The organism is Jannaschia sp. Os4 (genome assembly GCF_016820245.1).
GTDB lineage: Bacteria > Pseudomonadota > Alphaproteobacteria > Rhodobacterales > Rhodobacteraceae > Jannaschia.
This window is the reverse complement of the sequence record NZ_JAFCAR010000001.1, coordinates 44,106-64,417: the sequence shown is the minus strand read 5'-3', so window position 1 is coordinate 64,417 and position 20,312 is coordinate 44,106. Positions and strand designations below refer to the sequence as shown.

Below are 20,312 nucleotides of genomic sequence, written 5' to 3'. Positions count from 1 at the left end.
CAGAGGGAGACATAGGCGGGGCGGGGCGGGGGTTCAACGCGGGCGTCCGCCCTCCGTGAGCCACCGCGCGAAGGGGTCGCAGGCCACGCGCCACGCGCCCGGGCCGTCGCGGACGGGCGCGGCGACCAGATCGTCCCCGTGCCAGATCGCGGGCGTGGCGGCGTGGCGCCCCCGCCCGAGGCGCGCGACGCGCAGGGTCGGATCGTGCGGGCCGTCGAGGTGCCAGCGGTGGTCCCACGCGGCGCGGGTGGACCGGGGGCCTTGGGTGCGGGCGGGCTCCCGCGCGAGGTGCAGGCGCGGGCCGGGGCGGGCGAGGACGCCGCCGAGGGCGGTGGGGGTTCCGTCCCGCAGGGTGGCGGCGGCCCGCGCGAGGGCGGCACGGCGGGGCGGGTGGGGCGCGCGGGTCATCCAGCCGATGGCGGCGGCGAGGGTGCGGGGCAGGTCGCGGGACCAGTCGGCGACGTGGAGGGTGCCGTCCCGTTCCTCGGCGCGGGTGAGGAGGCCGGTGCGGAAGGCGTCCTCGCGCGTGTCGCGGAGCGCACGCATGTGGTGGGCGAGGTCGGCGAGGGGGCCGACGGTGGGGCCGATCCCCTCCAGCGCGACGAGGGTGGCGCGGGTGCGGGCGCGCTCGAACCGGGGGTCGGCGTTGGACGGATCCTCGATCCACGGCTCGCCCCGGGCGCGGAGCCAGTCGCGCAGGGCCGCGCGGCGGAGGCGGAGGAAGGGGCGGACCCACGGGCCGTCGCCCCGCATCGCCGCAAGCCCGTCGGGGCCGGTGCCGTGGGCGAGCCGCATCCATGCCGTCTCGGCCACGTCGTCGGCGGTGTGCCCGAGGAGGATGGGGGCGTCGCGCGCATGGGCGCGGAGGGCGGCTTGGCGCGCGGCGCGGGCGCGGGCCATCAGGGCGGGGCCGTCCGGGAGCGCGAGGGGGATCGTCACGTGCGGGACGCCGAGGACGGCGCAGCGCGCGGCGACGCGGCGCGCCTCGTCCGCCGCCGCGGGCCGGAGGCCGTGGTCGAGGGTGACGGCGCGGAGGTCGGGGTGGACCGCGTGGGCGGCGAGGAGGAGGGCGGTCGAGTCGCTGCCTCCGGAGACGGCCACCACGGCGGGACCGGCGCAGTCGGCGAGGGCGGCGGCGACCGCCCCCGCCGGGTCGGCGTCAGGTGCAGCCAAGCTCGGCCTGCGCGCTGCGCGCCTCGGCCAAGGTGGGCGAGGCGGGGAAGCGGATCTCGATCTCCGACAGGGTCAGGCATGCCTCGGAGGACTGCCCCAGCGCGCCGAGCGCGCGGCCGAGGCCCAAGAGCGCCTCGGCCGCGCGGGGGCCTTCGGGGGCGTCCGTGAAGGCGCCGAGATAGACGCGCGCGGCCTCGTCGGCGCGGCCCGACTGGGTCAGGGCGCGTCCGCGCAGCAGCTGCGCCTCGCGGGTCAGGGGGCCGGAGGGGAAGGCCTGCAGGAACTGGCCGAAGCCCTCGGCCGCCGCCTGCGCGTCGCCGGACTCGAGGGCGGCGCGGGCGGCGTCGAACTGGGCCTGCTCGCTGGTGGCGAGCTGCGCGCCGCCGCCCGCGGGGGCGGCGGGGGCGGACGGCGCGACGGCCGCCGCCGCCGTGCCCGCGCCGCCCAAGGGGCCGCCGTCGGGCAGGGTGGCGATGTCGCAGTCGCTCGTCAGCTCGCAGAGCTGGAAGCGCAGGTCCTCGATCCGGTTGGCGCCGTCCCGGCTGACCGACTCGACGCGGGCAGAGACGTCCTCGACCCGCGCGGTGAGGGAGCGGAGCTGCGCCTCGAGGCTGTCGACGCGGTCGGGGATGGAGGTGCCCGCCAGTTGGCTGCCGGGGCCGCCGGTGGTCGAGAGTTCGCGCGACAGGGTCTGCATCTCGACGTTGAGGACGGCGAGCTGCTGGCGGATGTCGGCCAAGGTCTCCTGCGCCGCCGCCGGGGCGGCGGTCAGCAGGAGGATCGCGAGCAGGGATCGCATCAGACGCCCGCGCCCGCCGCGAGAACGGTGACCGAGCGGCGGTTCTGGGCGTAGCACGCCTCCTGCGAGCAGACCTGGATCGGGCGCTCCTTGCCGTAGGAGATCGTCCGCAGGCGGCCGGCGTCGACGCCCTGCAGCACGAGGTAGTCGCGGACCGCGTTGGCCCGACGCCCGCCGAGGGCGAGGTTGTACTCGCGGGTGCCCTGCTCGTCGGCGTGGCCCTCGATCAGGGCGGTGAAGCCGGGGTTCTGGTTGAGCCACTGGGCCTGCCCGCGCAGCACCTCCTGTCCCTCCGCCGAGAGGGTGGACTGGTCCACCGCGAAGAGGACGCGGTCGCCGACGCGCTGCTGGAAGTAGGCCGCCGAGGTGGGGTCGTCCGCCGAGCCGGGGACCGCCCCGCCGGAGGCGAGGCCGCCGTTGGCGAAGCCGTCGTCGGAGAGGCCGTCGCCCCCGTCGTTGCCGAGGCGGTTGGCGCAGCCCGAGAGCGCGAGGGCGGCGCAGAGGAGGAGGGCGGTGGTTCTCATGGCGATGATCCGTTGCTCGAAATCAGTTGAGGAGCGGGCCCCACGAGGGGTCCGAGGCGGCGCCGGGGGTCGGCGCGAGTTGCAGGTTCCGGCCGGTGATGTCGACCGAGTAGAGCTGCGACGCGCCCTGCGCGCCGGGGCTCTCGCGGGTGAACATCACGACGCGTCCGTTGGGCGACCATGTCGGGCCCTCGTCGAGGAAGGCGCCGGTCAGCAGCCGCTCCTCGGAGCCGTCGGTCCGCATCACGCCGATGTGGAAGCGCCCCGCGTTCTGCTTGGTGAAGGCGATGAGGTCGCCGCGCGGCGACCAGACGGGCGTGGTGTAGCGCCCCGCGCCCGAGGAGATGCGCGTGGGCGTGCCGCCCGTGGCGGGCATCACGTAGATCTGGCTGGAGCCGGAGCGGTCGCTGTCGAAGGTGATGAAGCGGCCGTCGGGGCTGAACGAGGCGCCGGTCTCGATGGAGGGCTCGGTGGTCAGGCGCTGGGTCGCGCCGGAGGCGATGTCGAGGAGGTAGAGGTCGGTGTTGCCCGACACCTCGGCGGCGTAGACCACGCGGCCCCCGTCCGGCGAGAAGCGCGGCGAGAAGGACATGTTGGTGTCCTGCGGCCCCACCGTGCGGCGCCCGAGGCTGCCGACGTCCAGCAGGGTCACGCGGGGGAAGCCCGTCTCGTAGGAGGTGTAGAGGATCGTCCGCCCGTCCGGCGAGAAGCGCGGCGCCAGCACGAGGCTGTCGGAGGACGTGAGGTACTGCACGTTGGCGCCGTCGTAGTCCATCACGGCGATGCGCTTCTGGCGGTCCGACTTCGGCCCCGACTCCGAGACGAAGGCCACGCGGCTGTCGAAGTAGGGATCCTCGCCGGTGATGCGCGAATAGGCCGCGTCGGCGACCTTGTGGGCCATGCGGCGCCAGCCGTCGCGGGTGCCCGCGAACTGGAGGCCCTCGCCCAAGGGGGCCTGCGAGAACACGTCCCAGAGGCGGAACTGCACCACGATCCGGTCCCCGGACACGTCGACGGCCCCGGTGATCAGCGCCTGCGCGTTGATCGCCTGCCAGTCGGAGAACTGCACGGGGGACTCGAAGGACGAGACGCGGGTGACGTGCGCCTCGGGCGGGATGGCGCGGAAGAGGCCGGTGTTCACGAGGTCGGCCGTGACCACTTGGCTGATCTGCGCGGCCAGCTCCGTGGCGCCCGGCGTGCGCGCCACGAAGGGCGGCACGGCAATGGGCATCGGCTCGATCACGCCGTCGGTGATGGTCAGGCGGAGCGGGCCGTCCTGCGCGGCGGGGGCCGTGGCCGGGACCGCGAGGGCCAGCGACAGGCTTAGGATCGTCAACAATCGCTTCACTGGGACCTCATCGTACTCGGAATTGCGGTTCTGTTTCACCCGCGCGCGCGGGCTTGTCACGGGGCGGCATGGCGGCGCGGGCCGCGGGGCGGAGGGCCGCGCGTCTCATCGCAGCCTCATGGTCGAGGGGTCGAAGGTGATCTCGATCCGGCGCCACTGCTCGTACTTGTCGGGCGGCATGTCGTAGCCGCTGCGCTGGCAGCGCAGGACCGCGCGGCGGGCGGCCTCGAAGGCGCGGTCCGCGTCCGCCGCCGTGCCCTCGCCCGCGACCGCGAGGCGCCGGATGTCGCCCTGCACCATCCCCTCGCGGCTCAGGTCGAAGCCCACGGTGACGATCGAGCGCGCCCACGAGGCCCCGTTGTCCACCGACCAGCAGCCCTGCACCGCGAGGCGGAGGCCGTCGCGCTCGCCCTGCGTGAGCGGCGGGCCGGAGGCGGCGGCGGGCGCGGGCGCGGCGGCGGAGGTGTCCTCGGCCTGCAACTCGCCGAGGACGCCCGCGATGGCGCTGTTGATGTCGGGCGCCTGCGACGGCGCGGCGTCGGGAGCCGGCGCTTCCGCGGGCGTCTCGGTCGGGGCGGGGTCCGGCGCGTCGGCCTCGGCGCTCGCGGCCTGCACCGGCTCGGGGCGGGCGGGGCGGCGGCCCGGACGGACGGAGCGCTCGGGCGCGGCCGACGGCGTGTCGGCCTCGGTCACGACGACGGGCGCGGCCTCCTCGGGGGCGGCGGTCTCGGGCTCGGGCTCCGGTTCGGGCTCCGGCTCGGGTTCCGGGTCCGGGACGGGCGCGGGGGTCGGCTCGACGGCCGGGGCGGTCTCGGGCGTGGGCGGCGGCGGCGCGGGGGTCGGCGCCACGCGCTCGGCGGGGCGGGGCGCGGGGCGCTCGGAGATCTGGGCGGTCGGATCCTCGGCGGGCGCGACGGGGGCCTCCACGGCCTCCTGCGGGGCCTCGACCGGCGGGGGCGGCGCGATCTGGGAGACGTCCGGCGCGCTCTCCTGCGGGGTGGGGGGCGGCGCCGCGGGGCGGGGCGGGGGCGCGCTCGCCACCTCGGTCTCGGGCGTGGCGGGGGGCGCCTCGACGGGCACCTCGGGGGCGACGATCTCGGGCGTGGCGACGGGGGCGGGGTCGACTGACGGCGCCTCGGAGAACTGCGCGTCGAACTCGGCGGCGGTCAGCAGGGTCACGCCCGCGACGGTCAGCTCCTCGGGCCGCGGATCGGGCGCGAACAGGCCCGCCACGGCGGCACCCACGAGCACCGAGCCGTGGACCCCCGCCGACCATGCCAGAGCCGTGCGCCGCTCCATCTCAGCCGTCGTCTTCCAGCCCGGGGCCGCCCGTGTCCGTCACGAGGCCGATGTCGCGGAAGCCGCCCGCGTTGAGCGCGCCCATCACGACCATGACCTCGCCGTAGGGCACGCCGCGGTCGGCGCGCAGGAACACGCGGGCGTCGTCGCGCTCGCCGGCCACGGCGGTGAGGCGGGCGACCAGCTCGGCGCGCGGCACCTCGTCGGAGCCGAGCGACACGCGCCCGTCGGCGGCGATGGCGATGGTGAGCGGCGGCTCGTCGCTCTCGGGCAGGGGGTTGGCGGCGGTCTCCGGCAGCTCGATCTCGACGCCGGAGGTGAGCAGCGGCGCGGCCACCATGAAGATGATGAGCAGCACCAGCATCACGTCCACGAAGGGCGTGACGTTGATCTCGGACATCGGCGCGCCGGCGGACCCGCCGCCGCGCCTGCGCCGCCGCCCGCCGCCGCCCCCGGACTTGATCGTCGCGGCCCCCATGTCAGGCCGCCCGCGACACGTCCGCCGCGTCCGCCTGGCGGGAGATGATCGTGGCGAACTCGTCGGCGAAGGCCTCGTAGGAGCCGACGATCCGGTCGGCGTCGCGCGTCAGCTTGTTGTAGAACACCACCGCCGGGATCGCGGCCAGCAGGCCGAGGCCCGTGGCCAGCAGCGCCTCGGCAATGCCGGGCGCCACGACGGCGAGGTTGGTGTTCTGCTGGGCGGCGATCTCGGTGAAGGCGTGCATGATGCCCCAGACGGTGCCGAACAGGCCCACGAAGGGGCCGACGGAGCCCACGGTCGCGAGGAAGGTCAGGCCGGAGGTGAGGCGGTCGCGCTCGCGCCCGATGGCCACGTCCATGGCCCGGTCGATGCGCGACTGCGCGCCGGGGATCAGGCCGCCGTCGTCGCGGTGCGACCGGCTCCATTCCGACATGGCCGCCGAGAAGATGCGCTCGGAGGCGCCCGAGGGGCTGTCGCCGATCTCGGCGTGCAGCTCGTCCAAGGGCTCGCCCGACCAGAAGCGGCGGTCGAACTTGGCCGCGTTGCGGCGCGCGAGCCGGAACTGCGCGACCTTCTGCAGCAGCACGGCCCAGACCCACACGGAGGCGGCCAGCAGCATGAACATGACGATCTTGACGACGATCGTGGCGCGCCAGAACAGCGACCACATCGAATACTCCGCCTGGGCGGCGGCGCCGAGTACTTCGGTTTCCACTGGACTGCCCGTCCTTATGCCTTCGGGTCGTTTCGTCGACCTCTGGGCGCGCAGCGTAGCGGAAGTGAAGCGGGGGCGCGAGGGGAGAGTGCGCGTCGGCGGATTCGCACCGCCGCGGCGGGGTCAGCGGCGCGCGGCGCGCGCGGCCTCCACCGCCCACACGACGAGCGGCGCGGCGAGCACCCCGATCAGCGACATCGCGGCGATGCGGAGCGCCTCGACGGGGATGGTCTCCTCCGCCGTCGGGGCGGCGAAGGCGACGACGGCGGCGATCACCAGCGCGAACATCAGGCCGGAGGCCTTGTTGACGACGAACGCCACGGCCGCTCCCACGACCGCCATCAGCGCGGCGCGCCCGGCGATGCCGAGATGCCCGCTCGCGTAGGCCGCCGCGACGCCGATGGCGACGCCGATCGCCATCGCCACGATCCGCTGCCGCGCCGTCCGCAGCGCGTCCACCGGCGGCTCGACCGCGACGAAGCCCGCGGAGATGACCGACCACGTCGGCTCCTCGAAGCCGACGAGCCGCGCGACCGCGTAGGCCAAGGCCATCGCCCCGCCCAGCTTCATCGCGAGCCACGCGGGATGGTCGTCCTCGGGTCCGTCGGGAGCGGCGCGCTCGGGCGCGGGGCGGGCGTCGTCGGTCATGGGGCCTCCGGGGGGCGCAACCGCCGGTGCGGGCCGGGGTTCCGCCGGGCGGGGATCGGAACGCCCGCGCCCCCGGGCGGTTGCCGCCCCATGCTCCACGTCGATCCCACCTCCGATCCCCTGCGCGCCGCGCCCGCCGCCGCGCAGCGCCCGCGCGGCGGTCCCGGTCCGACCACGCGGCTCTGGCGGCCCAAGCGGGTCGTGATCCTGAAGGCGGCGCGCGGCACCCCGGTGGCCGAGCGCGCGGCGCGGGTCGGCGCGGAGATGGGGGCCGAGGTGGTGGAGGCGGGCGGCGACCGCCTGCTGGGCCTGCGCGGCGACACCGAGCGCGAGACCTACCGCCGGGCCAAGTCCACGCTGGCCGTCGTCAAGGCGCCGCCCTCGGCGCTGCGGCTGCAGCCGATCCCGCCGTCGGCCGACTTCCGCCTCGACCTCGCCACCGGGTGCCCGGCGCACTGCCAGTACTGCTACCTCGCGGGCTCGCTCACCGGGCCGCCGGTGACGCGCGCCCACGCCAACCTGCCCGACCTCGTGGCCGCGGCTGACGCCCATGCAGGGCAAGGGCGGATCACCTCGGCCTCGGAGGCGCGCGCCCACGAGGGCACGACCTACGAGGCGTCGTGCTACACCGACCCGCTGGCCTTGGAGCACCTGACCGGGGGCCTCGCGCACCTGATCGAGGCCTTCGCGGCCCGGCCCGGCATGGGGCTGCGCTTCACCACCAAGTACGACCACGTGGACGACCTGCTGGGCCTCGACCACGGGGGGCGGACGCGGATGCGCGCGAGCGTCAACGCCGAGGTCGTCGCCCGCCGCTGGGAGGGGGGCACCGCGCCGGTGGCGGCCCGCCTGTCGGCGCTGGGGCGCATGGCGGGGGCGGGCTATCCCGTCGGGCTGACGATCGCGCCGATCATGCCGGTCGAGGGGTGGGAGGACGCCTATGCAGACCTGATCCGCGCCGCCGCCGCCGCGCTGCCGGATGGCGCGGACCTGACGGTCGAGCTGATCACCCACCGCTTCACCCCCGGCTCGCGCGAGGTGCTGACGGGCTGGTATCCGGCGACCACGCTCGAGATGGACGAGACGGTGCGCGTGGCCAAGCGCAACAAGTTCGGCGGAGTGAAGTACGTCTACCCCAAGGAGACGATGCGCGCGATGCGCGCCCATCTGGAGGCGCTCTGCGCGCGGCACCTGCCGTCGGCGCGCCTGCTCTACTGGACATGAGGCTCTACTGGACGTGAGGTGCGGGGGCCGCCCTCACCAGCCGCAGGCCGAGCGCACCGCGTGGACCGCCGCGCCCGCGCCGCGCGCCGCGAAGCCCACCGCCCGCGTCCGCCCGAGATAGTCGCGGAACCGCAGGCGCAGGGCGCGGGCGCCGGTCATCGCCTCGGCCACCGGGCGGGCCGCGGCGTAGGTCCACAGGCCCAGCGCGTCGCCCTCGGCGGCGGGGCGCATCTGCACCGTGCGCGCGGGGCCGCCGTCGATCCGCATCTCCACCGGCCAGTCCTCGTCGATGGCGCGGGTGTCGCAGCCGTGCAGCAGGTAGAGCGAGGTCCGCCCGTCCACGCAGCGCAGGTAGAGCGTCGCGTGCCCCGCGCCGCAGCCCACGGGCGCGTCGCTGCGCAGGGCGGCGATCACCTCCTCCCCGTCGAAGCCGGGCGTGGCGCGCAGCCGCCACGCGCCCTGCACCGGGGCCGTGTCGGCGGCGGGGGCGGCGTCGGGGATGGCGTGGTCGGGGCGGGCGAAGGCGGGCGCGGGGGGCGTCACGACGCCCAAGGCCAGCCGGTCCCAGCAGCGCAGGCGCGCCGCGTCGTCCGTGCGGCCGGCGCAGACCGCGGCGTGATCGGCGGCCGCGCCGCCGGCGAGGGGCGCGAGCAGCGACAGCAGGAGGGTGGGGGCATCGAAGGTCATGCCCCCCGATGGCACGCGGGGGGTTAACGTCCGGTGAGCGCCCGGACGGCGGGCGGCAGGCGCACGGGCCGCCCGCGCGCGTCGAGGCAGGCGACGGTGACCTGCGCCTCGAACACGGCCTCCGCGCCGCGCCGCACGACCTGCGCCATCTCGAACCGGGCGGGGGACATGCCGGTCACCTCGGTCGAGACGACCAGCTCGTCGTCGTAGCGGGCCGTCCGGCGGAAGTCGCAGACCATGCGCGTCACCGCGAACACCACGCCGTCGGCGCGCATCGCCGCTTGGTCGATGCCCGCCTCGCGCACCATCTCGGAGCGGGCGCGCTCGCAGAACTTGAGGTAGTTGGCGTGATACACGATCCCCGCCATGTCCGTGTCCTCGTAGTAGACGCGGATCGGCCAGCGGTGGGTCATTGCGGGCGCCCCGCCCGCGCGGCCAGCCGGTAGGCGTGGGCGGGGTCGTCGGCCATCGCGGGCAGCACCGGGTCGTAGCCCGCGCGCATCACGGCGGCCACGTCGGGGCGCAGCACCGCCACCCCGTCCGCCATCGCCAAGGGCGAGCGGTCGCGGAAGGCCGCGTCCGACCAGAGCAGCATCGACTGCACCGCCATCGAGAGCGCGAGGGTCTGGGCGGGCACGGCGCTCAGGTGCGCGTCCATCCGGGCGAAGGCGAAGCAGGCGCGGATCGCGCCGTCCCCGTCGAAGCGGAACACGCGATACTGGTTGGCGTCGGCCGCCCCCAGCCGGTCGAGCAGGGGGTGCAGCCCGTCGATCAGGCGGTCGAGGTCGGGGACGCGGCGCAGCTCGTCCCAGTCGCGGACGAAGAAGACCATGAGGTTGGCGCCGAGTTCGGGGTCCGTCTCGGCCATGGAATGGCCCGTGAGCGCGCAGCACGCCTCGAACGCGCCCTTCACGGTGGCGATGGTGGCGTCCTCGACGCCGAACACCACGGGCGCGAGGGGGCGGCCCCAGCGCGCGAAGAGGTAGCTGCCGTCGGTGCGGGTGAAGAGCGCGGCGACCGCGTCGGGCGTCGCCTGCATGTCGTCGTCGGTCATGCGCGCGGTGTGGCACGCGTGGTCCGGATGGTGAAGCGGCGGGTCCGAAGACCCGCCGCGTCCGTGGTACCTTTAAGGTCCGACCGCCTCCAGCGCCGAAAGGATCGTAGGGATCCCGTCCGCCCAAGAGGCCCCCGCCAGGAGCAACGCTCCCGACGCCACGAATACGAATGTCCGCATACCGCCCAATCCCGATGTCACTGCCTCGTCCGGGTGATCTGACGCCTCCCGTGACGCCTGATTCGTAACACCCGCGAATCGCATCTGTGAAGGGTGAATCTGGAGGGGGTGGGGAGTGAGTCGTTCGTGCAACGGGCGATCGTGCGGCAGGGCGGCTCCTAGCCCTCGAACAGGTCGTCCTGCGACGGGCGCTCCGGCGCCTCCAGCCCGAGGTGCCGCCAGCCCTTGCGCGCGAGCATCCGCCCGCGCGGCGTGCGCGCGATCAGGCCCTGCTGGAGGAGGTAGGGCTCGATCACCTCCTCGATGGCGTCCCGGCTCTCGGACATGGCGGCGGCGATGGTCTCGATGCCGACGGGCCCGCCGCCGTAGTCGTCCGCGATGATCGTCAGGTAGCGCCGGTCCGCCGCGTCGAGGCCGAGATGGTCCACGCCGAGCCGCGTCAGCGCCGAGTCCGCCACCTCGCGGCCCACGGTGCCGTCCCCCTCGACCACGGCGAAGTCCACGACCCGGCGCAGCAGGCGGCCCGCGATGCGGGGCGTGCCGCGGGCGCGCCGCGCGATCTCGCGGGCGCCGTCCTCGGTCGCGGGCGCGCCCAGCAGCCGGGCGCCGCGCTGGACGATCCGGAACAGCTCGTCCTCGGTGTAGAACTGCAGCCGCACGGGGATGCCGAAGCGGTCCCGCAAGGGCGTCGTCAGCAGGCCCAGCCGCGTCGTGGCCCCCACCAGCGTGAAGGGCTGCAGGTCGATGCGCACGGTGCGCGCGGCCGGCCCCTCGCCGATCACGAGGTCCAGCGCGTAGTCCTCCAGCGCGGGGTAGAGCACCTCCTCGACGGCCGGGTTCAGGCGGTGGATCTCGTCGATGAAGAGGACGTCGTTGCGCTCGAGGTTGGTCAGGATCGCGGCGAGGTCGCCTGCCTTGGCCAGCACCGGCCCGGAGGTCATGCGGAAGCCCACGCCCAGTTCCCGCGCCATGATCTGGGCCAGCGTCGTCTTGCCGAGGCCCGGCGGGCCGTGGAACAGCACGTGGTCCATCGCCTCGCCCCGGCGCTTGGCGGATTCCACGAACACGCGCAGGTTCGCCCGCGCCTCGGCCTGGCCCACGAACTCGTCGAGGGACTGGGGGCGCAGGGCGCGGTCTTGGTCGTCGCGCGCGGCGGGGTCGAGGATGGGGTCGCGGGTCATGGCGTCAATCTAGGTGTCCACAGGGGAGGCGGCGAGGGGCAGGTCAGGCCGCGCCATTCGTCGCGCAGGCGAGGAAGCGCGTGACGTGGTCGTGGAGGATGCGCCAGTTCGGCAGTTCGGTGCGGAGGTAGCTGGCCCGCACATCGACGCCCGACACGCGGAAGTAGTGCTGGCACCCCGCGTTCCGCGTGAAGCCGAGGCCGACGTAGCTGCACTTGAGCCACCCCTCCAACTCGCCTTCCGCGTCGGTGTGGACGAAGATGTCCTCGCCCCGACCGCGGTCGGGGCCGGGCAGCACCTGCGTCAGTCCGTGATCTGCCGGGATCAACGGGAGGGAGAGTGGATCGACCGGCGTCTCCAACTCCTCCACCCGGCGTGGATCGCCGAACTCGAGGTCGTTGCGGCGCATGTTGAGCCCCGCCGTCTCCGCCGTCGGCCGCAGGTCCGTCACGATGAAGCTGAACCAGTCCCACGTCAGGCGCTCGCGGACGCGGCGGCGCGTCTCGCGGCGCGGCAGGGGCTCGAAGGTCGGGATCTCGATCCCCGAGAACAGCGCCGTTGGCACCACCGCGCCGTCGCCCAAGGGCGCGCGCACGAGGTAGCGCGCGGGGACGCGCATGGGCACCGTGCCGCCATCGAGCCGTCTGAGGATGCTGAAGCGCACCATCGGCTCGCCGGGGACGAAGTGGCGGCACGGGTCGAGATCGGCCGGGATCGCGCTCGGCGGCTGCAGGTTCAGGTCGGGACGGCCGTCGGCCCACCCGGCGCAGGCTGCCACGCCGACGGCGAACGCCGTGAGGAGCCCCCGGAGCCGCATCATCCCCCCGGCGCCAGCTTCTTCAGCGCCGCGCGGATCAGCGTCGCGGTGTCGCCTTCGCCCTCGCCCGCCGCCTCGGCCACGGCGCGGGCGGCGTCGGTGGGGGCGTAGCCGAGGTTGGCCAGCGCCGAGAGCGCCTCGGACTGGGAGGCGGCGGCCTTGGGCGCGGCCTGCTTGACCGGGGCGGCGGCGGGCGCGGGGGCGTCTGGGAGGTCGATCTCGACCAAGGGCTCGTCGCCCCCCTGCATCATCAGCGCGGGCGCCTTGCCCTTCAGCTCGTTGACCACGCGCGCCGCGATTTTCGGGCCGACGCCGGGCGCCGCCCGCACGGAGGCCGCGTCGCCCAAGGCGATGGCCCGCCCGATCCCCTCCGCCCCCAGCGTGCCGAGGATGGCCAGCGACGCCTTCGCCCCGATCCCCTGCACGGAGGTCAGGAGGCGGTGCCACTCCCGCTCCTGCACGGTCATGAACCCGAAGAGCTGCATCAGGTCCTCGCGCACGAGGAGCTCCGTCCAGAGGCGCGCGGGCGACCCCACGGGGGGCAACGCGGCGAGCGTCCGGTCCGAGACGTGTACGACGTAGCCCACGCCGCCCACGTCCAGCAGCACGTGGTCCGTCCCCTTGTGGTCCAGCCGCCCCGATAGCCGCCCGATCATCGCCCGGCCCCCAAGGCGTCGGCCAGCTTGGACCCGGCGGCGAGGTGGAAGGCGTGGGTCAGCGCGATGGCCAGCGCGTCGGCGGCGTCGTCGGAATCCGGGTCCGCGCCGGGCAGTTGCAGCCGGATCATGTGCCCGATCTGGCGCTTGTCCGCGCGCCCCACGCCGACGACGGCCTTCTTGACCGCGTTGTTGGCGTACTCGCCCACCGCCAGCCCCGCCTGCGCCAAGGCCAGCAGCGCGACGCCCCGCGCCTGCCCGAGCTTCAGCGTGCCCTGCCCGTCGCGGTTCACGAAGGTCTGCTCGATCGCGCCCGCGTCGGGGCGGTGCGCCTCGACCAGCGCGGCGAGCCCGCGGTGCAGGTCCAGGAGCCGGTCGGACAGCGCCGTGCCCCCGGGGCGCACCGTGCCACAGGCGACGAAGCGCTGGCGCCCGCCGTCCACGTCGATCACGCCCCAGCCGCAGGCCCTGAGCCCCGGATCGATCCCCATCACGCGCATCTGCCCCTCCGCCGAGACGTTCACCTCTCGTTCCGTGCTCCGCCTATCACGGCGGACCGCCGCCGGGAAAGGGCGGGTTTGCAAGGGCGGGCGACGCGTGGACGGCGGGGTCGTGCTATGGGCGAGCGCACCGCAGCCAGCTCAGTTCCGGGAGGTCCCCATGGACCCGCTCCGCCTGCTCGACCCGCTCCGCCCGGCCCCGCCCACGGCCGACGTCCCGGCGATGACCGGGGCCACGCGCCTGTCCGAGGGCGCGCCGCTCGACCGCCTGTCGGACCGCGACCGCCGCGACGCGGGCCTGCCCGTCGAGGGCGAGGTGGCGCCGAGGCGGCTGGCCTGAGGCGCGCGCCGCGCCCTCAGCGCCGCAGCGTCAGCGTGGTCCACCCCTCGAGCGACCGCCGCGCGGCCTCCGCGAAGCCCGCCGCCTCGTAGGCCGTCCGCACCTCGTCCGCCTGCCGGTCCAGCAGCCCCGAAAGGATCGCGTGGCCGCCCGGCGCGCAATGCGCGGCCATGTCCGGGGCGAGGTCGATCAGCGGCCCCTTGAGGATGTTCGCGAAGATCAGGGCGTAGGGCGCGTGCCGCCCGAGGACCGGATGCCCGAACCCCGCCGCCTCCACGCATTCCACCGTGCCGCCGAGGCCGTTCGCCGCGACGTTCGCCGCCGCCACCTCGACGGCCACCGCGTCGATGTCGGAGGCCACGATGGGCACGTCCCCGCCCCAGACCCGCGCCGCCGCCATCGCCAGCACCGCCGTCCCCGCGCCCACGTCCGCCACCGGGCCGGGGGCGAGGCCGTCCGCCAGCAGCGCGTCGAACGCCTCGAGGCACCCTTGGGTCGTGCCGTGGTGGCCTGTGCCGAAGGCCATCGCCGCCTCGACCAGCAGGGGCACGGCACCCTCGGGCACCTTGTCCGCGTCGTGGCTGCCGTAGACGAAGAACCGCCCCGCCGCGACGGGATGCAGGTCGCGCCGCACATGGGCGACCCAGTCCGTCTCGGGCAGTTCCGACACCGCGAAGGGCTTGGCTCCGAAGGCGGCGGCGAGCAGCGCGAGGTCGATGTCGGAGGGGGCCTGGGTGAAGTAGGCGCCGACCTCCCACAGGCCCGACCCGTCCTCCATCTCGAACACGCCGATGCCGACGGGGGCGGGGTCCATCTCCTCCATCGCGGCGCCGAGCCCCTCGGCGGGGCCGGGACCGGCGAGCGTGGTCAGCGCGGTCCACGTGGCGGGGGTGAAGGGGTTGTCCTGCGGGTCCATGCGCGCCTCCTCGGGGGTGCGGCGCGGATAGGGCAGGGCGCGCGGTGCGTCCAGACGCGGGCGCTAGGGCAGGGCGGGCAGGCCCCGGCGCGCCATCTCCGCGCGGATGGAGGCATGCTCGAGGGCGAGCGCGCCGTCCGCCGGGTCCGCCGCCCGCATCCGGGCGTAGCGCGCGTCGGCCCACGCGAGGTAGCCGTCCTCCTCGACGGCCAGCTCGGCCATCGCGTCGACCCATTCGGGCGCGTCGTCGGCGAAGGCGGTGTCCACCGGGGCCGCGTCTAGGGCCAGCCGCGTCGGCGCCTGCGCCGTGCCGGCCAAGGTCGCCGCGGCCACGCCCGCCGCCGCCCAGAGCGTCAGCAGGGCTTGGTCGCGGAGGGTGCGGGACTTGGAGGAGGGCATGGGAGCCTCGCGGTCGGGACGGGGGACCGCCGGAGGATGCGCCGCGAATGGGGCGCCGCGATGGTGCGGCGTTGCCGATCCGTCACGCCGGGACGGCGACCTGCGCTGCCCGGGCGCGGGGGGCGGCGGCGCGGGACGGCCCCGCCTGCCACGCCGCCACCTCCACGAGGTCGGCGAGCGGCACGGCGTGGGGCAGCACCGCCCGCACGTTCGGCCCCCGCGCGAACAGGGATCCGTCCGCGCAGCCCGCGCCGCCGAGGACGACGACCGGGACGCCGGGATGGCGGTAGGCGGCGAGGTCCGCAGCCGCGAAGCCGTCCCCGCCCGCGCCGGGCGCCCCGGTCGCGTCGAGGACGATCGCGGCCGGCGCGGTCGACAGCAGCGCCGCCTCCGCCTCGCGCGCGCCGCGGGCGAAGCGCGCGCCCAGCCCCCGCCGGGCGAGCAGCCCCCCGATCCGCCGGCGCTCGCGCCAAAGGCGCGGCCCGACGAGCAAAACGACGGCGTCTGCGTGCATCCCACCCTCCGGATCGGTTCTCTCGATGTCCCTCGCGGACCGGTCTCGGCCGGGTTTCTTAACGTAAGGTAAACGCGCCCCGCGTTGCGTCCCCCGTCGGCGGAAGCTAGCCACCGGCCCATGACGACGCCGACCACCATCACCGTCTGCGACACCTGCAAGCTCGAGGGTTGGGACGCCGCCTCCGGGGCCACCGACGGCGCGCGCCTCGCCGATCTGATCGAGGCCGCCGCGGCGGGCGCGGACGGCGTGTCGGTGCGCCGCCACTCCTGCCTGATGGGCTGCGCGGGGGCGTGCAACGTCGCGCTGCAGGCGCCCGGAAAGATGGCCTACACGCTGGGCCGGTTCGAGCCGTCCGAGGCGGCGGCGGAGGGGATCGTCGCCTACGCTGCCGACCATGCGGCCCGCGAGACGGGCGTGGTGCCCTACCGGGAATGGCCCGCCGCGGTGAAGGGCCACTTCGTCACGCGCCACCCCCCGCTCGACTGATGCGCGACCACGGCGGAGGGCTGGCCGCCGCCCGCGCCCGCTGGGGCGGCGAGGCGGCGGAGTGGCTCGACCTCTCGACCGGCATCAACCCGGTCCCCTATCCGCTGCCCGATCTGATAGCCCGCGACTGGCAGGCGCTGCCGGACGCGGACGCCTTCGCCGCCTTGGAGGCCGCCGCCCGCGCATTCTGGGACGTCCCCGACGCGGCCATGGTGCTCGCCGCGCCGGGCGCCTCGGCGCTGATCGCCAAGCTGCCGATGCTGGCGCCGCCCGGCCCGGTCCGCATCCCCGGCCCGACCTACAACGAGCACGCCGCCGCGTTCCGCGCCCACAGCGTCCCGGAGGGGCAGGGGGACGCGCTGGTGGTCGTGCATCCGAACAACCCGGACGGGCGCCTGTCGTCCGAGGCGGCCGCCTTCACAGTCATCGACGAGTCCTTCTGCGACGTGACGCCGGAGGCCACCCGCATCGCCGAGGCCGCCGCGCCCGGCCGCGTCGTCCTCAAGTCCTTCGGCAAGTTCTGGGGCCTCGCGGGCCTGCGCCTCGGCTTCGCCATCGGCCACCCCGGCACGCTCGCCCCCTTGGCCGAGGCGATCGGCCCGTGGGCCGTGTCCGGCCCGGCGCTGCGGATCGGGGCGCGGGCGCTGTCGGACCCCGGCTGGGCCCGTGCCACCCGCGCCCGCCTCGCCACCGACGCTGCCCGGCTCGACGCGCTCATGGCCCCCCACGGCGCCCTCGCAGGCGGCACCGACCTCTTCCGCCTCTGGTCCGTCCCCGACGCGGAGTCGTTCGCCGAACGCATGGGCCGCGCCCGCATCCTCGTCCGCACCTTCCCCTACAGCGGCACATGGGTCCGCCTCGGCCTCCCCGCCCCCGGCGGCTGGGCGCGGCTCGAGGCGGCCCTGTGCTGACCCTCGCCCTCCTGCTCGACGGCGCCTTGGGCGAGCCGCGCTGGCTCTGGTCGCGCGCGCCGCACCCGGCGGTCCTCATGGGCCGGGGCATCGAGGCGCTGGACCGCCGCCTCAACCGCGGGTCCGCGCGCCGGGCGAAGGGCATCCTTGCCCTCGCCCTCCACCTCGCGCTCTGGGGCGGGGCGGGCTGGGCCGTGGCCGCGATCCCCGACGCGGGTGTGCTGGAGGTCGCCGCCGCCGCCATCCTCCTCGCCCAGCGCTCGCTGGCCGACCACGTCGCGGCCGTCGCCACCGCGCTGCGCCGCGCCCTCCCGGAGGGCCGCGCCGCCGTCGCCATGATCGTGGGCCGCGACACCGCCGCCATGGACGAGGCGCAGGTGGCCCGCGCGGCCATCGAGAGCGCGGCCGAGAACCTGTCGGACGGCGTGGTCGCCCCCGCCTTCTGGTTCGCGGTGGGCGGCCTGCCCGCGCTGGCGGCCTACAAGGCGCTCAACACCGCCGACTCGACCATCGGCTACCTGACGCCGCGCCACGCCGCCTTCGGCTGGGCGGCCGCGCGGCTTGACGACGTGGCCAACTGGATTCCCGCGCGGCTGACGGCGGCGCTGATCCTCCTGCTCCACCGCGCGCCGTGGCGCGGCGTCGCTGCCGAGGCCCACCGCCACCGCTCCCCCAACGCGGGCTGGCCCGAGGCGGCGGCGGCGCGCGCTCTGGGCGTGGCTGTGTCGGGGCCGCGCAGCTACGGCGGAGTGGAGGAGAACCATCCCTTCGTGAACCCCGAGGGCGCACGCTCCATCGGCCCGGCGGAGGTGGACCGCGCGGTGGCCCTGCTCTGGCGGGTTTGGTGGGCGCTGGTCGCGCTGTCGGTGCCGGTGTCGGCGCTCCGGCTGCTCTAGGCACCCGGCGCGAAACGACCGCGCAGCGGTCCGCGCATCGCCGGGCCGCCCCCCGGCCCGGCGATCCCGAACCGACGGCGCGCCGCCGCCGCGTCGTGCGGGGGTATGGGATAAAGCGATCCGCACCGAGGTCGCATCGCCGCGCCGCGGCCCGCCGACGCGCTCCGTTCACCGAGACGTCATCCGATACGCTTGGCCCGCCCCCGCCGGTCGCGTACCCCGCCCCGACCCATCGCCCGGAGACCCCCATGCGCATCCTCGCCCTCCCGTTCCTCCTGCTGCCCTCCCTTGCCACCGCCCAGACCTGCGGCGGCGACTTCGGCACCTTCCTCGACGGCCTGCGCGCCGAGGCGCGCGCCGAGGGCATCCCGGACTCCGCCATCGACCGCTTCCTCGCGGGGGCCCGGCTCGACCAGCGCACGCTGGACGCGGACCGCCGCCAAGGCGTGTTCCAGATCCCCTTCGTGGACTTCGCCCGCCGCCTCATCTCCGCCGACCGCATCCGGCGCGGCGCCGCCAACGCCGACCGCTTCGACGCGATCCTCGACCGGGCCGAGGCCGAATACGGCGTGCCGCGCGGCATCCTCCTCGCCTTCTGGGCCTTCGAGACCGACTACGGCGCGGTGCAGGGCGACTTCCTCACCCGCGACAGCCTCGTGACGCTGGCCCACGACTGCCGCCGCCCCGAGCTGTTCCGCCCGCAGGTCATCGCCGCGATGGAGCTGACGGCGCGGGGCGACTTCGACCCGGCCCGCACGACGGGCGCGTGGGCGGGCGAGATCGGGCAGGTGCAGATGCTGCCCGGCGACATCCTCGAACGCGGCACGGACGGCGACGGCGACGGGGTGGTGGACCTGAAGGGCTCCGCGCCCGACGCCCTGATCTCCGGCGCGCGGCTGCTGTCGGAGCTGGGCTGGCGCGCGGGCGAGCCGTGGCTGATCGAGGTGGACATGCCCGCCGCCTTCGACTGGTCCCAGTCCGGCCTCGACGTGACCCGTCCCGCGTCCGAATGGCTCGGCATGGGCCTCGCGCCCCGCTGGGGCACCGTGCCGCCCGACCTGCCCGCCAGCGTGGTGGCGCCGCAGGGGCGGACCGGGCCGGTCTTCCTCGCCTTCCCGAACTTCCAAGTGCTGTTCGAGTGGAACGAGTCCTTCGTCTACGTCGCCACCGCCGCCTACTTCGCGGGCCGCCTGTCGGGCGCGCCGGTGTTCCGGGGCGACGGGGCGTCGGCGGGGCTGGACGGGGCGGCGATGGAGCGGCTGCAGCGGGCGCTGGTCGCGCGCGGCCACGACGTCGGCGACGTGGACGGCATCCTCGGGCGCAATACGCGCCGCGCCGTGCGGGCCGAGCAGGCGCGCCTCGGCCTGCCCGCCGACGGCTGGCCCACGGCGGACCTGCTGCGCGCCTTGGGCGGCTGACGCAGGTCTCGCGCCCTCACCCCTTGGGCATGTCCTCCGCCGAGGGGGCCACCGGCTCCTTGGCGTCGCTCTCCAGCGAGCCGGTGCCCACGTCCTTCAGGTAGCGCGCGCCCGACGCCCCGTCCCCCATCGAGGGCTGCCCCGCCGTCTCCGACGGGCGGTCCGCGTCGTGGATCTTCGGCTCGCCGTCGGCGTCGCGCGGCACGTCCTTGCTCTGATCGGTCATGTCGTCCTCCTGGTCGGGGCCTCAACCCCCGGACCCGCCCCCATCGTTCCCCTCGACGGCGACGCGTACCTCCTGCGTCCGGAACTCAAGCCCCCCGTAGGACGTGAGGAAGGCGAGGTCCGCCGCGTCCCGCCCCACGCCCACCAGCGCGATCTCGTCCGCGCCCGCCATGCCCGTCGCGTCCACGAGGTGCCACGCCTCGTCCAGCCAGACCTCGGCCACCGCGTGGAAGTCCGGCGGCTCGACGTGCGGCGCGTAGACCGAGGCCATGCGCGCGGGCACCCCGCCCGCCCGCGCCAAGGTCACGACGAGATGCGCGTAGTCGCGGCAGATGCCCCGCCGCTCCACGAAGGTCTCCAGCGCGGTCGTCGCCCCCGTGGACGAGCCGGGCGTATAGGTCAGGTGATCGTGCACCCACGCCCGGATCGCGGCCACCAAGGCGCCGCCGCCGAGGCCCGGGAACTCGGCCTGCACGAAGGCCCCGAACCGGTCGGCGGGGCAGTAGCGCGACGCCATCAGCATCTCGGTCGCCGTACCGTCGAGGTCGCGCGGGGGGTCGCCCCCCAGCGCCGACAGGTCCGGCACCGGCCGGTCCACCTCCACCCGCGCGGCGTAGTCCACCCGCAGCGCGCCCTCGGCCCGCACCCAGCGGCGGTGCCCGAACCCCGTCGCGCCCAGCACCTCGCGCGCGGCCGCCCCGTGCAGGTCCAGCGTCTCCGACAGCACCCGCTGCCCCGCCGCCTCGCGCGCGACTTCCACGGCCAGCAGCACGTCCGCCCCGTCCGGGGCCGCGTAGTCGAGCGTCACGTCGATGGTCAGGATCATGGCAGGGCCCCCGTGGTGCCGAGGACGACGCGGGAGGGGCGCTCCGGTTCCACCGAGGCGGAACGGAAGCGCATCGCAGGGCCGTGGCGCGG

Annotated in this window: 26 protein-coding genes; 6 read left to right on the top strand and 20 right to left on the bottom strand. The window is 75.7% G+C overall.

Annotated elements, in window-relative coordinates:
* Positions 1–33: 33 nt before the first annotated feature.
* The 8 genes from tilS to JQC91_RS00310 all read right to left on the bottom strand — a co-directional run bounded on the left by tilS (position 34) and on the right by JQC91_RS00310 (position 6,987).
* Positions 34–1,173 carry a tRNA lysidine(34) synthetase TilS gene (gene tilS, locus JQC91_RS00345; RefSeq protein WP_203284788.1) on the bottom strand — a complete coding sequence of 380 codons (1,140 nt, stop codon included), beginning with the start codon at positions 1,171–1,173 and terminating at the stop codon, positions 34–36.
* On the bottom strand, positions 1,160–1,972 hold the full coding sequence (locus JQC91_RS00340) for a tetratricopeptide repeat protein (protein WP_203284787.1): 813 nt from the start codon (positions 1,970–1,972) through the stop codon (positions 1,160–1,162). Before JQC91_RS00340 ends, tilS begins: the two co-directional genes overlap by 14 nt.
* Complete coding sequence (pal, locus tag JQC91_RS00335; protein ID WP_203284786.1) at positions 1,972–2,496, bottom strand: peptidoglycan-associated lipoprotein Pal; 525 nt, start codon at positions 2,494–2,496, stop codon at positions 1,972–1,974. The genes JQC91_RS00340 and pal overlap by 1 nt, the downstream gene beginning before the upstream one ends.
* A 22-nt stretch (positions 2,497–2,518) precedes the next feature.
* Positions 2,519–3,844, bottom strand: a complete 1,326-nt coding sequence (gene tolB / locus JQC91_RS00330; RefSeq protein ID WP_203284785.1) for a Tol-Pal system beta propeller repeat protein TolB — start codon at positions 3,842–3,844, stop codon at positions 2,519–2,521.
* Positions 3,845–3,949: 105 nt separating this feature from the next.
* Positions 3,950–5,143 carry a cell envelope biogenesis protein TolA gene (locus JQC91_RS00325; protein WP_203284784.1) on the bottom strand — a complete coding sequence of 398 codons (1,194 nt, stop codon included), beginning with the start codon at positions 5,141–5,143 and terminating at the stop codon, positions 3,950–3,952.
* A gap of 1 nt (position 5,144) precedes the next feature.
* A complete protein-coding gene (gene tolR, locus JQC91_RS00320) occupies positions 5,145–5,621 on the bottom strand; it encodes a protein TolR (protein ID WP_203284783.1) in 477 nt (158 codons plus the stop codon).
* A 1-nt stretch (position 5,622) separates the two neighbouring features.
* Positions 5,623–6,339, bottom strand: coding sequence for a protein TolQ (tolQ, locus tag JQC91_RS00315; protein WP_203284782.1), 717 nt, complete (start codon positions 6,337–6,339; stop codon positions 5,623–5,625).
* 123 nt (positions 6,340–6,462) lie between these two features.
* Positions 6,463–6,987: an FUSC family protein gene (locus tag JQC91_RS00310; protein ID WP_203284781.1), complete on the bottom strand. Its 525-nt coding sequence runs from the start codon at positions 6,985–6,987 to the stop codon at positions 6,463–6,465.
* Between the two features lie 90 nt (positions 6,988–7,077).
* Between JQC91_RS00310 and JQC91_RS00305 the strand changes: the two genes are divergently transcribed.
* Positions 7,078–8,211, top strand: coding sequence for a spore photoproduct lyase family protein (locus JQC91_RS00305; protein WP_203284780.1), 1,134 nt, complete (start codon positions 7,078–7,080; stop codon positions 8,209–8,211).
* Positions 8,212–8,244: 33 nt separating this feature from the next.
* Here the strand turns inward: JQC91_RS00305 and JQC91_RS00300 are convergent, their stop codons facing one another.
* The 7 genes from JQC91_RS00300 to ruvC form a co-directional block, all read right to left on the bottom strand.
* Positions 8,245–8,898 (bottom strand): hypothetical protein, encoded by a 654-nt coding sequence (locus JQC91_RS00300; protein ID WP_203284779.1) that lies wholly within the window; start codon positions 8,896–8,898, stop codon positions 8,245–8,247.
* Positions 8,899–8,921: 23 nt separating this feature from the next.
* Entirely contained in the window at positions 8,922–9,311 is a 390-nt protein-coding gene (gene ybgC / locus JQC91_RS00295) for a tol-pal system-associated acyl-CoA thioesterase (RefSeq protein WP_203284778.1), read from the bottom strand.
* Complete coding sequence (locus JQC91_RS00290) at positions 9,308–9,952, bottom strand: hypothetical protein (RefSeq protein WP_238941233.1); 645 nt, start codon at positions 9,950–9,952, stop codon at positions 9,308–9,310. Before JQC91_RS00290 ends, ybgC begins: the two co-directional genes overlap by 4 nt.
* Positions 9,953–10,290: 338 nt before the next feature.
* The gene (gene ruvB / locus JQC91_RS00285; protein WP_203284777.1) at positions 10,291–11,313 is read right to left on the bottom strand and encodes a Holliday junction branch migration DNA helicase RuvB; all 1,023 of its coding nucleotides are present in this window, start codon (positions 11,311–11,313) and stop codon (positions 10,291–10,293) included.
* 43 nt (positions 11,314–11,356) lie between these two features.
* Positions 11,357–12,133, bottom strand: a complete 777-nt coding sequence (locus JQC91_RS00280; protein ID WP_203284776.1) for a hypothetical protein — start codon at positions 12,131–12,133, stop codon at positions 11,357–11,359.
* Positions 12,130–12,786: a Holliday junction branch migration protein RuvA gene (gene ruvA, locus JQC91_RS00275; RefSeq protein WP_203284775.1), complete on the bottom strand. Its 657-nt coding sequence runs from the start codon at positions 12,784–12,786 to the stop codon at positions 12,130–12,132. The genes JQC91_RS00280 and ruvA overlap by 4 nt, the downstream gene beginning before the upstream one ends.
* A complete protein-coding gene (ruvC, locus tag JQC91_RS00270) occupies positions 12,783–13,286 on the bottom strand; it encodes a crossover junction endodeoxyribonuclease RuvC (protein WP_203284774.1) in 504 nt (167 codons plus the stop codon). The genes ruvA and ruvC overlap by 4 nt, the downstream gene beginning before the upstream one ends.
* A gap of 160 nt (positions 13,287–13,446) precedes the next feature.
* Between ruvC and JQC91_RS00265 the strand changes: the two genes are divergently transcribed.
* The gene (locus JQC91_RS00265) at positions 13,447–13,626 is read left to right on the top strand and encodes a hypothetical protein (RefSeq protein ID WP_203284773.1); all 180 of its coding nucleotides are present in this window, start codon (positions 13,447–13,449) and stop codon (positions 13,624–13,626) included.
* Between the two features lie 16 nt (positions 13,627–13,642).
* On the opposite strand, the gene JQC91_RS00260 is transcribed toward JQC91_RS00265, so the two are convergent.
* From JQC91_RS00260 to JQC91_RS00250, 3 genes are all read right to left on the bottom strand, one after another.
* A complete protein-coding gene (locus JQC91_RS00260; RefSeq protein ID WP_203284772.1) occupies positions 13,643–14,542 on the bottom strand; it encodes a 50S ribosomal protein L11 methyltransferase in 900 nt (299 codons plus the stop codon).
* Between the two features lie 63 nt (positions 14,543–14,605).
* Positions 14,606–14,941 carry a hypothetical protein gene (locus JQC91_RS00255; RefSeq protein WP_203284771.1) on the bottom strand — a complete coding sequence of 112 codons (336 nt, stop codon included), beginning with the start codon at positions 14,939–14,941 and terminating at the stop codon, positions 14,606–14,608.
* An 82-nt stretch (positions 14,942–15,023) separates the two neighbouring features.
* The gene (locus tag JQC91_RS00250) at positions 15,024–15,455 is read right to left on the bottom strand and encodes a hypothetical protein (protein ID WP_203284770.1); all 432 of its coding nucleotides are present in this window, start codon (positions 15,453–15,455) and stop codon (positions 15,024–15,026) included.
* A 120-nt stretch (positions 15,456–15,575) separates the two neighbouring features.
* Between JQC91_RS00250 and JQC91_RS00245 the strand changes: the two genes are divergently transcribed.
* The 4 genes from JQC91_RS00245 (at position 15,576) to JQC91_RS00230 (ending at position 19,169) form a co-directional block, all read left to right on the top strand.
* Positions 15,576–15,944: a DUF1636 domain-containing protein gene (locus JQC91_RS00245; RefSeq protein ID WP_203284769.1), complete on the top strand. Its 369-nt coding sequence runs from the start codon at positions 15,576–15,578 to the stop codon at positions 15,942–15,944.
* Positions 15,944–16,855: a threonine-phosphate decarboxylase gene (locus JQC91_RS00240; protein ID WP_238941232.1), complete on the top strand. Its 912-nt coding sequence runs from the start codon at positions 15,944–15,946 to the stop codon at positions 16,853–16,855. The genes JQC91_RS00245 and JQC91_RS00240 overlap by 1 nt, the downstream gene beginning before the upstream one ends.
* Positions 16,849–17,751, top strand: a complete 903-nt coding sequence (gene cbiB, locus JQC91_RS00235; protein WP_343069876.1) for an adenosylcobinamide-phosphate synthase CbiB — start codon at positions 16,849–16,851, stop codon at positions 17,749–17,751. The genes JQC91_RS00240 and cbiB overlap by 7 nt, the downstream gene beginning before the upstream one ends.
* A gap of 248 nt (positions 17,752–17,999) precedes the next feature.
* Positions 18,000–19,169 carry a lytic murein transglycosylase gene (locus tag JQC91_RS00230; protein WP_203284766.1) on the top strand — a complete coding sequence of 390 codons (1,170 nt, stop codon included), beginning with the start codon at positions 18,000–18,002 and terminating at the stop codon, positions 19,167–19,169.
* Between the two features lie 16 nt (positions 19,170–19,185).
* Here the strand turns inward: JQC91_RS00230 and JQC91_RS00225 are convergent, their stop codons facing one another.
* Positions 19,186–19,395: a hypothetical protein gene (locus tag JQC91_RS00225; RefSeq protein WP_203284765.1), complete on the bottom strand. Its 210-nt coding sequence runs from the start codon at positions 19,393–19,395 to the stop codon at positions 19,186–19,188.
* A 21-nt stretch (positions 19,396–19,416) separates the two neighbouring features.
* On the bottom strand, positions 19,417–20,220 hold the full coding sequence (locus JQC91_RS00220) for a transglutaminase family protein (RefSeq protein WP_203284764.1): 804 nt from the start codon (positions 20,218–20,220) through the stop codon (positions 19,417–19,419).
* Positions 20,221–20,312: the final 92 nt, after the last annotated feature.

Excerpts from the sequence above, each read along its gene's own strand:
- JQC91_RS00340 (WP_203284787.1), bottom strand. The coding sequence starts at position 1,972 with ATGCGATCCCTGCTCGCGATCCTCCTGCTGACCGCCGCCCCGGCGGCG.
- pal (WP_203284786.1), bottom strand. The coding sequence starts at position 2,496 with ATGAGAACCACCGCCCTCCTCCTCTGCGCCGCCCTCGCGCTCTCGGGC.
- JQC91_RS00325 (WP_203284784.1), bottom strand. The coding sequence starts at position 5,143 with ATGGAGCGGCGCACGGCTCTGGCATGGTCGGCGGGGGTCCACGGCTCG.
- tolR (WP_203284783.1), bottom strand. The coding sequence starts at position 5,621 with ATGGGGGCCGCGACGATCAAGTCCGGGGGCGGCGGCGGGCGGCGGCGC.
- JQC91_RS00310 (WP_203284781.1), bottom strand. The coding sequence starts at position 6,987 with ATGACCGACGACGCCCGCCCCGCGCCCGAGCGCGCCGCTCCCGACGGA.
- JQC91_RS00305 (WP_203284780.1), top strand. The coding sequence starts at position 7,078 with ATGCTCCACGTCGATCCCACCTCCGATCCCCTGCGCGCCGCGCCCGCC.
- JQC91_RS00300 (WP_203284779.1), bottom strand. The coding sequence starts at position 8,898 with ATGACCTTCGATGCCCCCACCCTCCTGCTGTCGCTGCTCGCGCCCCTC.
- ybgC (WP_203284778.1), bottom strand. The coding sequence starts at position 9,311 with ATGACCCACCGCTGGCCGATCCGCGTCTACTACGAGGACACGGACATG.
- JQC91_RS00290 (WP_238941233.1), bottom strand. The coding sequence starts at position 9,952 with ATGACCGACGACGACATGCAGGCGACGCCCGACGCGGTCGCCGCGCTC.
- ruvB (WP_203284777.1), bottom strand. The coding sequence starts at position 11,313 with ATGACCCGCGACCCCATCCTCGACCCCGCCGCGCGCGACGACCAAGAC.
- JQC91_RS00280 (WP_203284776.1), bottom strand. The coding sequence starts at position 12,133 with ATGATGCGGCTCCGGGGGCTCCTCACGGCGTTCGCCGTCGGCGTGGCA.
- ruvA (WP_203284775.1), bottom strand. The coding sequence starts at position 12,786 with ATGATCGGGCGGCTATCGGGGCGGCTGGACCACAAGGGGACGGACCAC.
- ruvC (WP_203284774.1), bottom strand. The coding sequence starts at position 13,286 with ATGCGCGTGATGGGGATCGATCCGGGGCTCAGGGCCTGCGGCTGGGGC.
- JQC91_RS00265 (WP_203284773.1), top strand. The coding sequence starts at position 13,447 with ATGGACCCGCTCCGCCTGCTCGACCCGCTCCGCCCGGCCCCGCCCACG.
- JQC91_RS00260 (WP_203284772.1), bottom strand. The coding sequence starts at position 14,542 with ATGGACCCGCAGGACAACCCCTTCACCCCCGCCACGTGGACCGCGCTG.
- JQC91_RS00255 (WP_203284771.1), bottom strand. The coding sequence starts at position 14,941 with ATGCCCTCCTCCAAGTCCCGCACCCTCCGCGACCAAGCCCTGCTGACG.
- JQC91_RS00250 (WP_203284770.1), bottom strand. The coding sequence starts at position 15,455 with ATGCACGCAGACGCCGTCGTTTTGCTCGTCGGGCCGCGCCTTTGGCGC.
- JQC91_RS00245 (WP_203284769.1), top strand. The coding sequence starts at position 15,576 with ATGACGACGCCGACCACCATCACCGTCTGCGACACCTGCAAGCTCGAG.
- JQC91_RS00240 (WP_238941232.1), top strand. The coding sequence starts at position 15,944 with ATGCGCGACCACGGCGGAGGGCTGGCCGCCGCCCGCGCCCGCTGGGGC.
- JQC91_RS00230 (WP_203284766.1), top strand. The coding sequence starts at position 18,000 with ATGCGCATCCTCGCCCTCCCGTTCCTCCTGCTGCCCTCCCTTGCCACC.
- JQC91_RS00225 (WP_203284765.1), bottom strand. The coding sequence starts at position 19,395 with ATGACCGATCAGAGCAAGGACGTGCCGCGCGACGCCGACGGCGAGCCG.
- JQC91_RS00220 (WP_203284764.1), bottom strand. The coding sequence starts at position 20,220 with ATGATCCTGACCATCGACGTGACGCTCGACTACGCGGCCCCGGACGGG.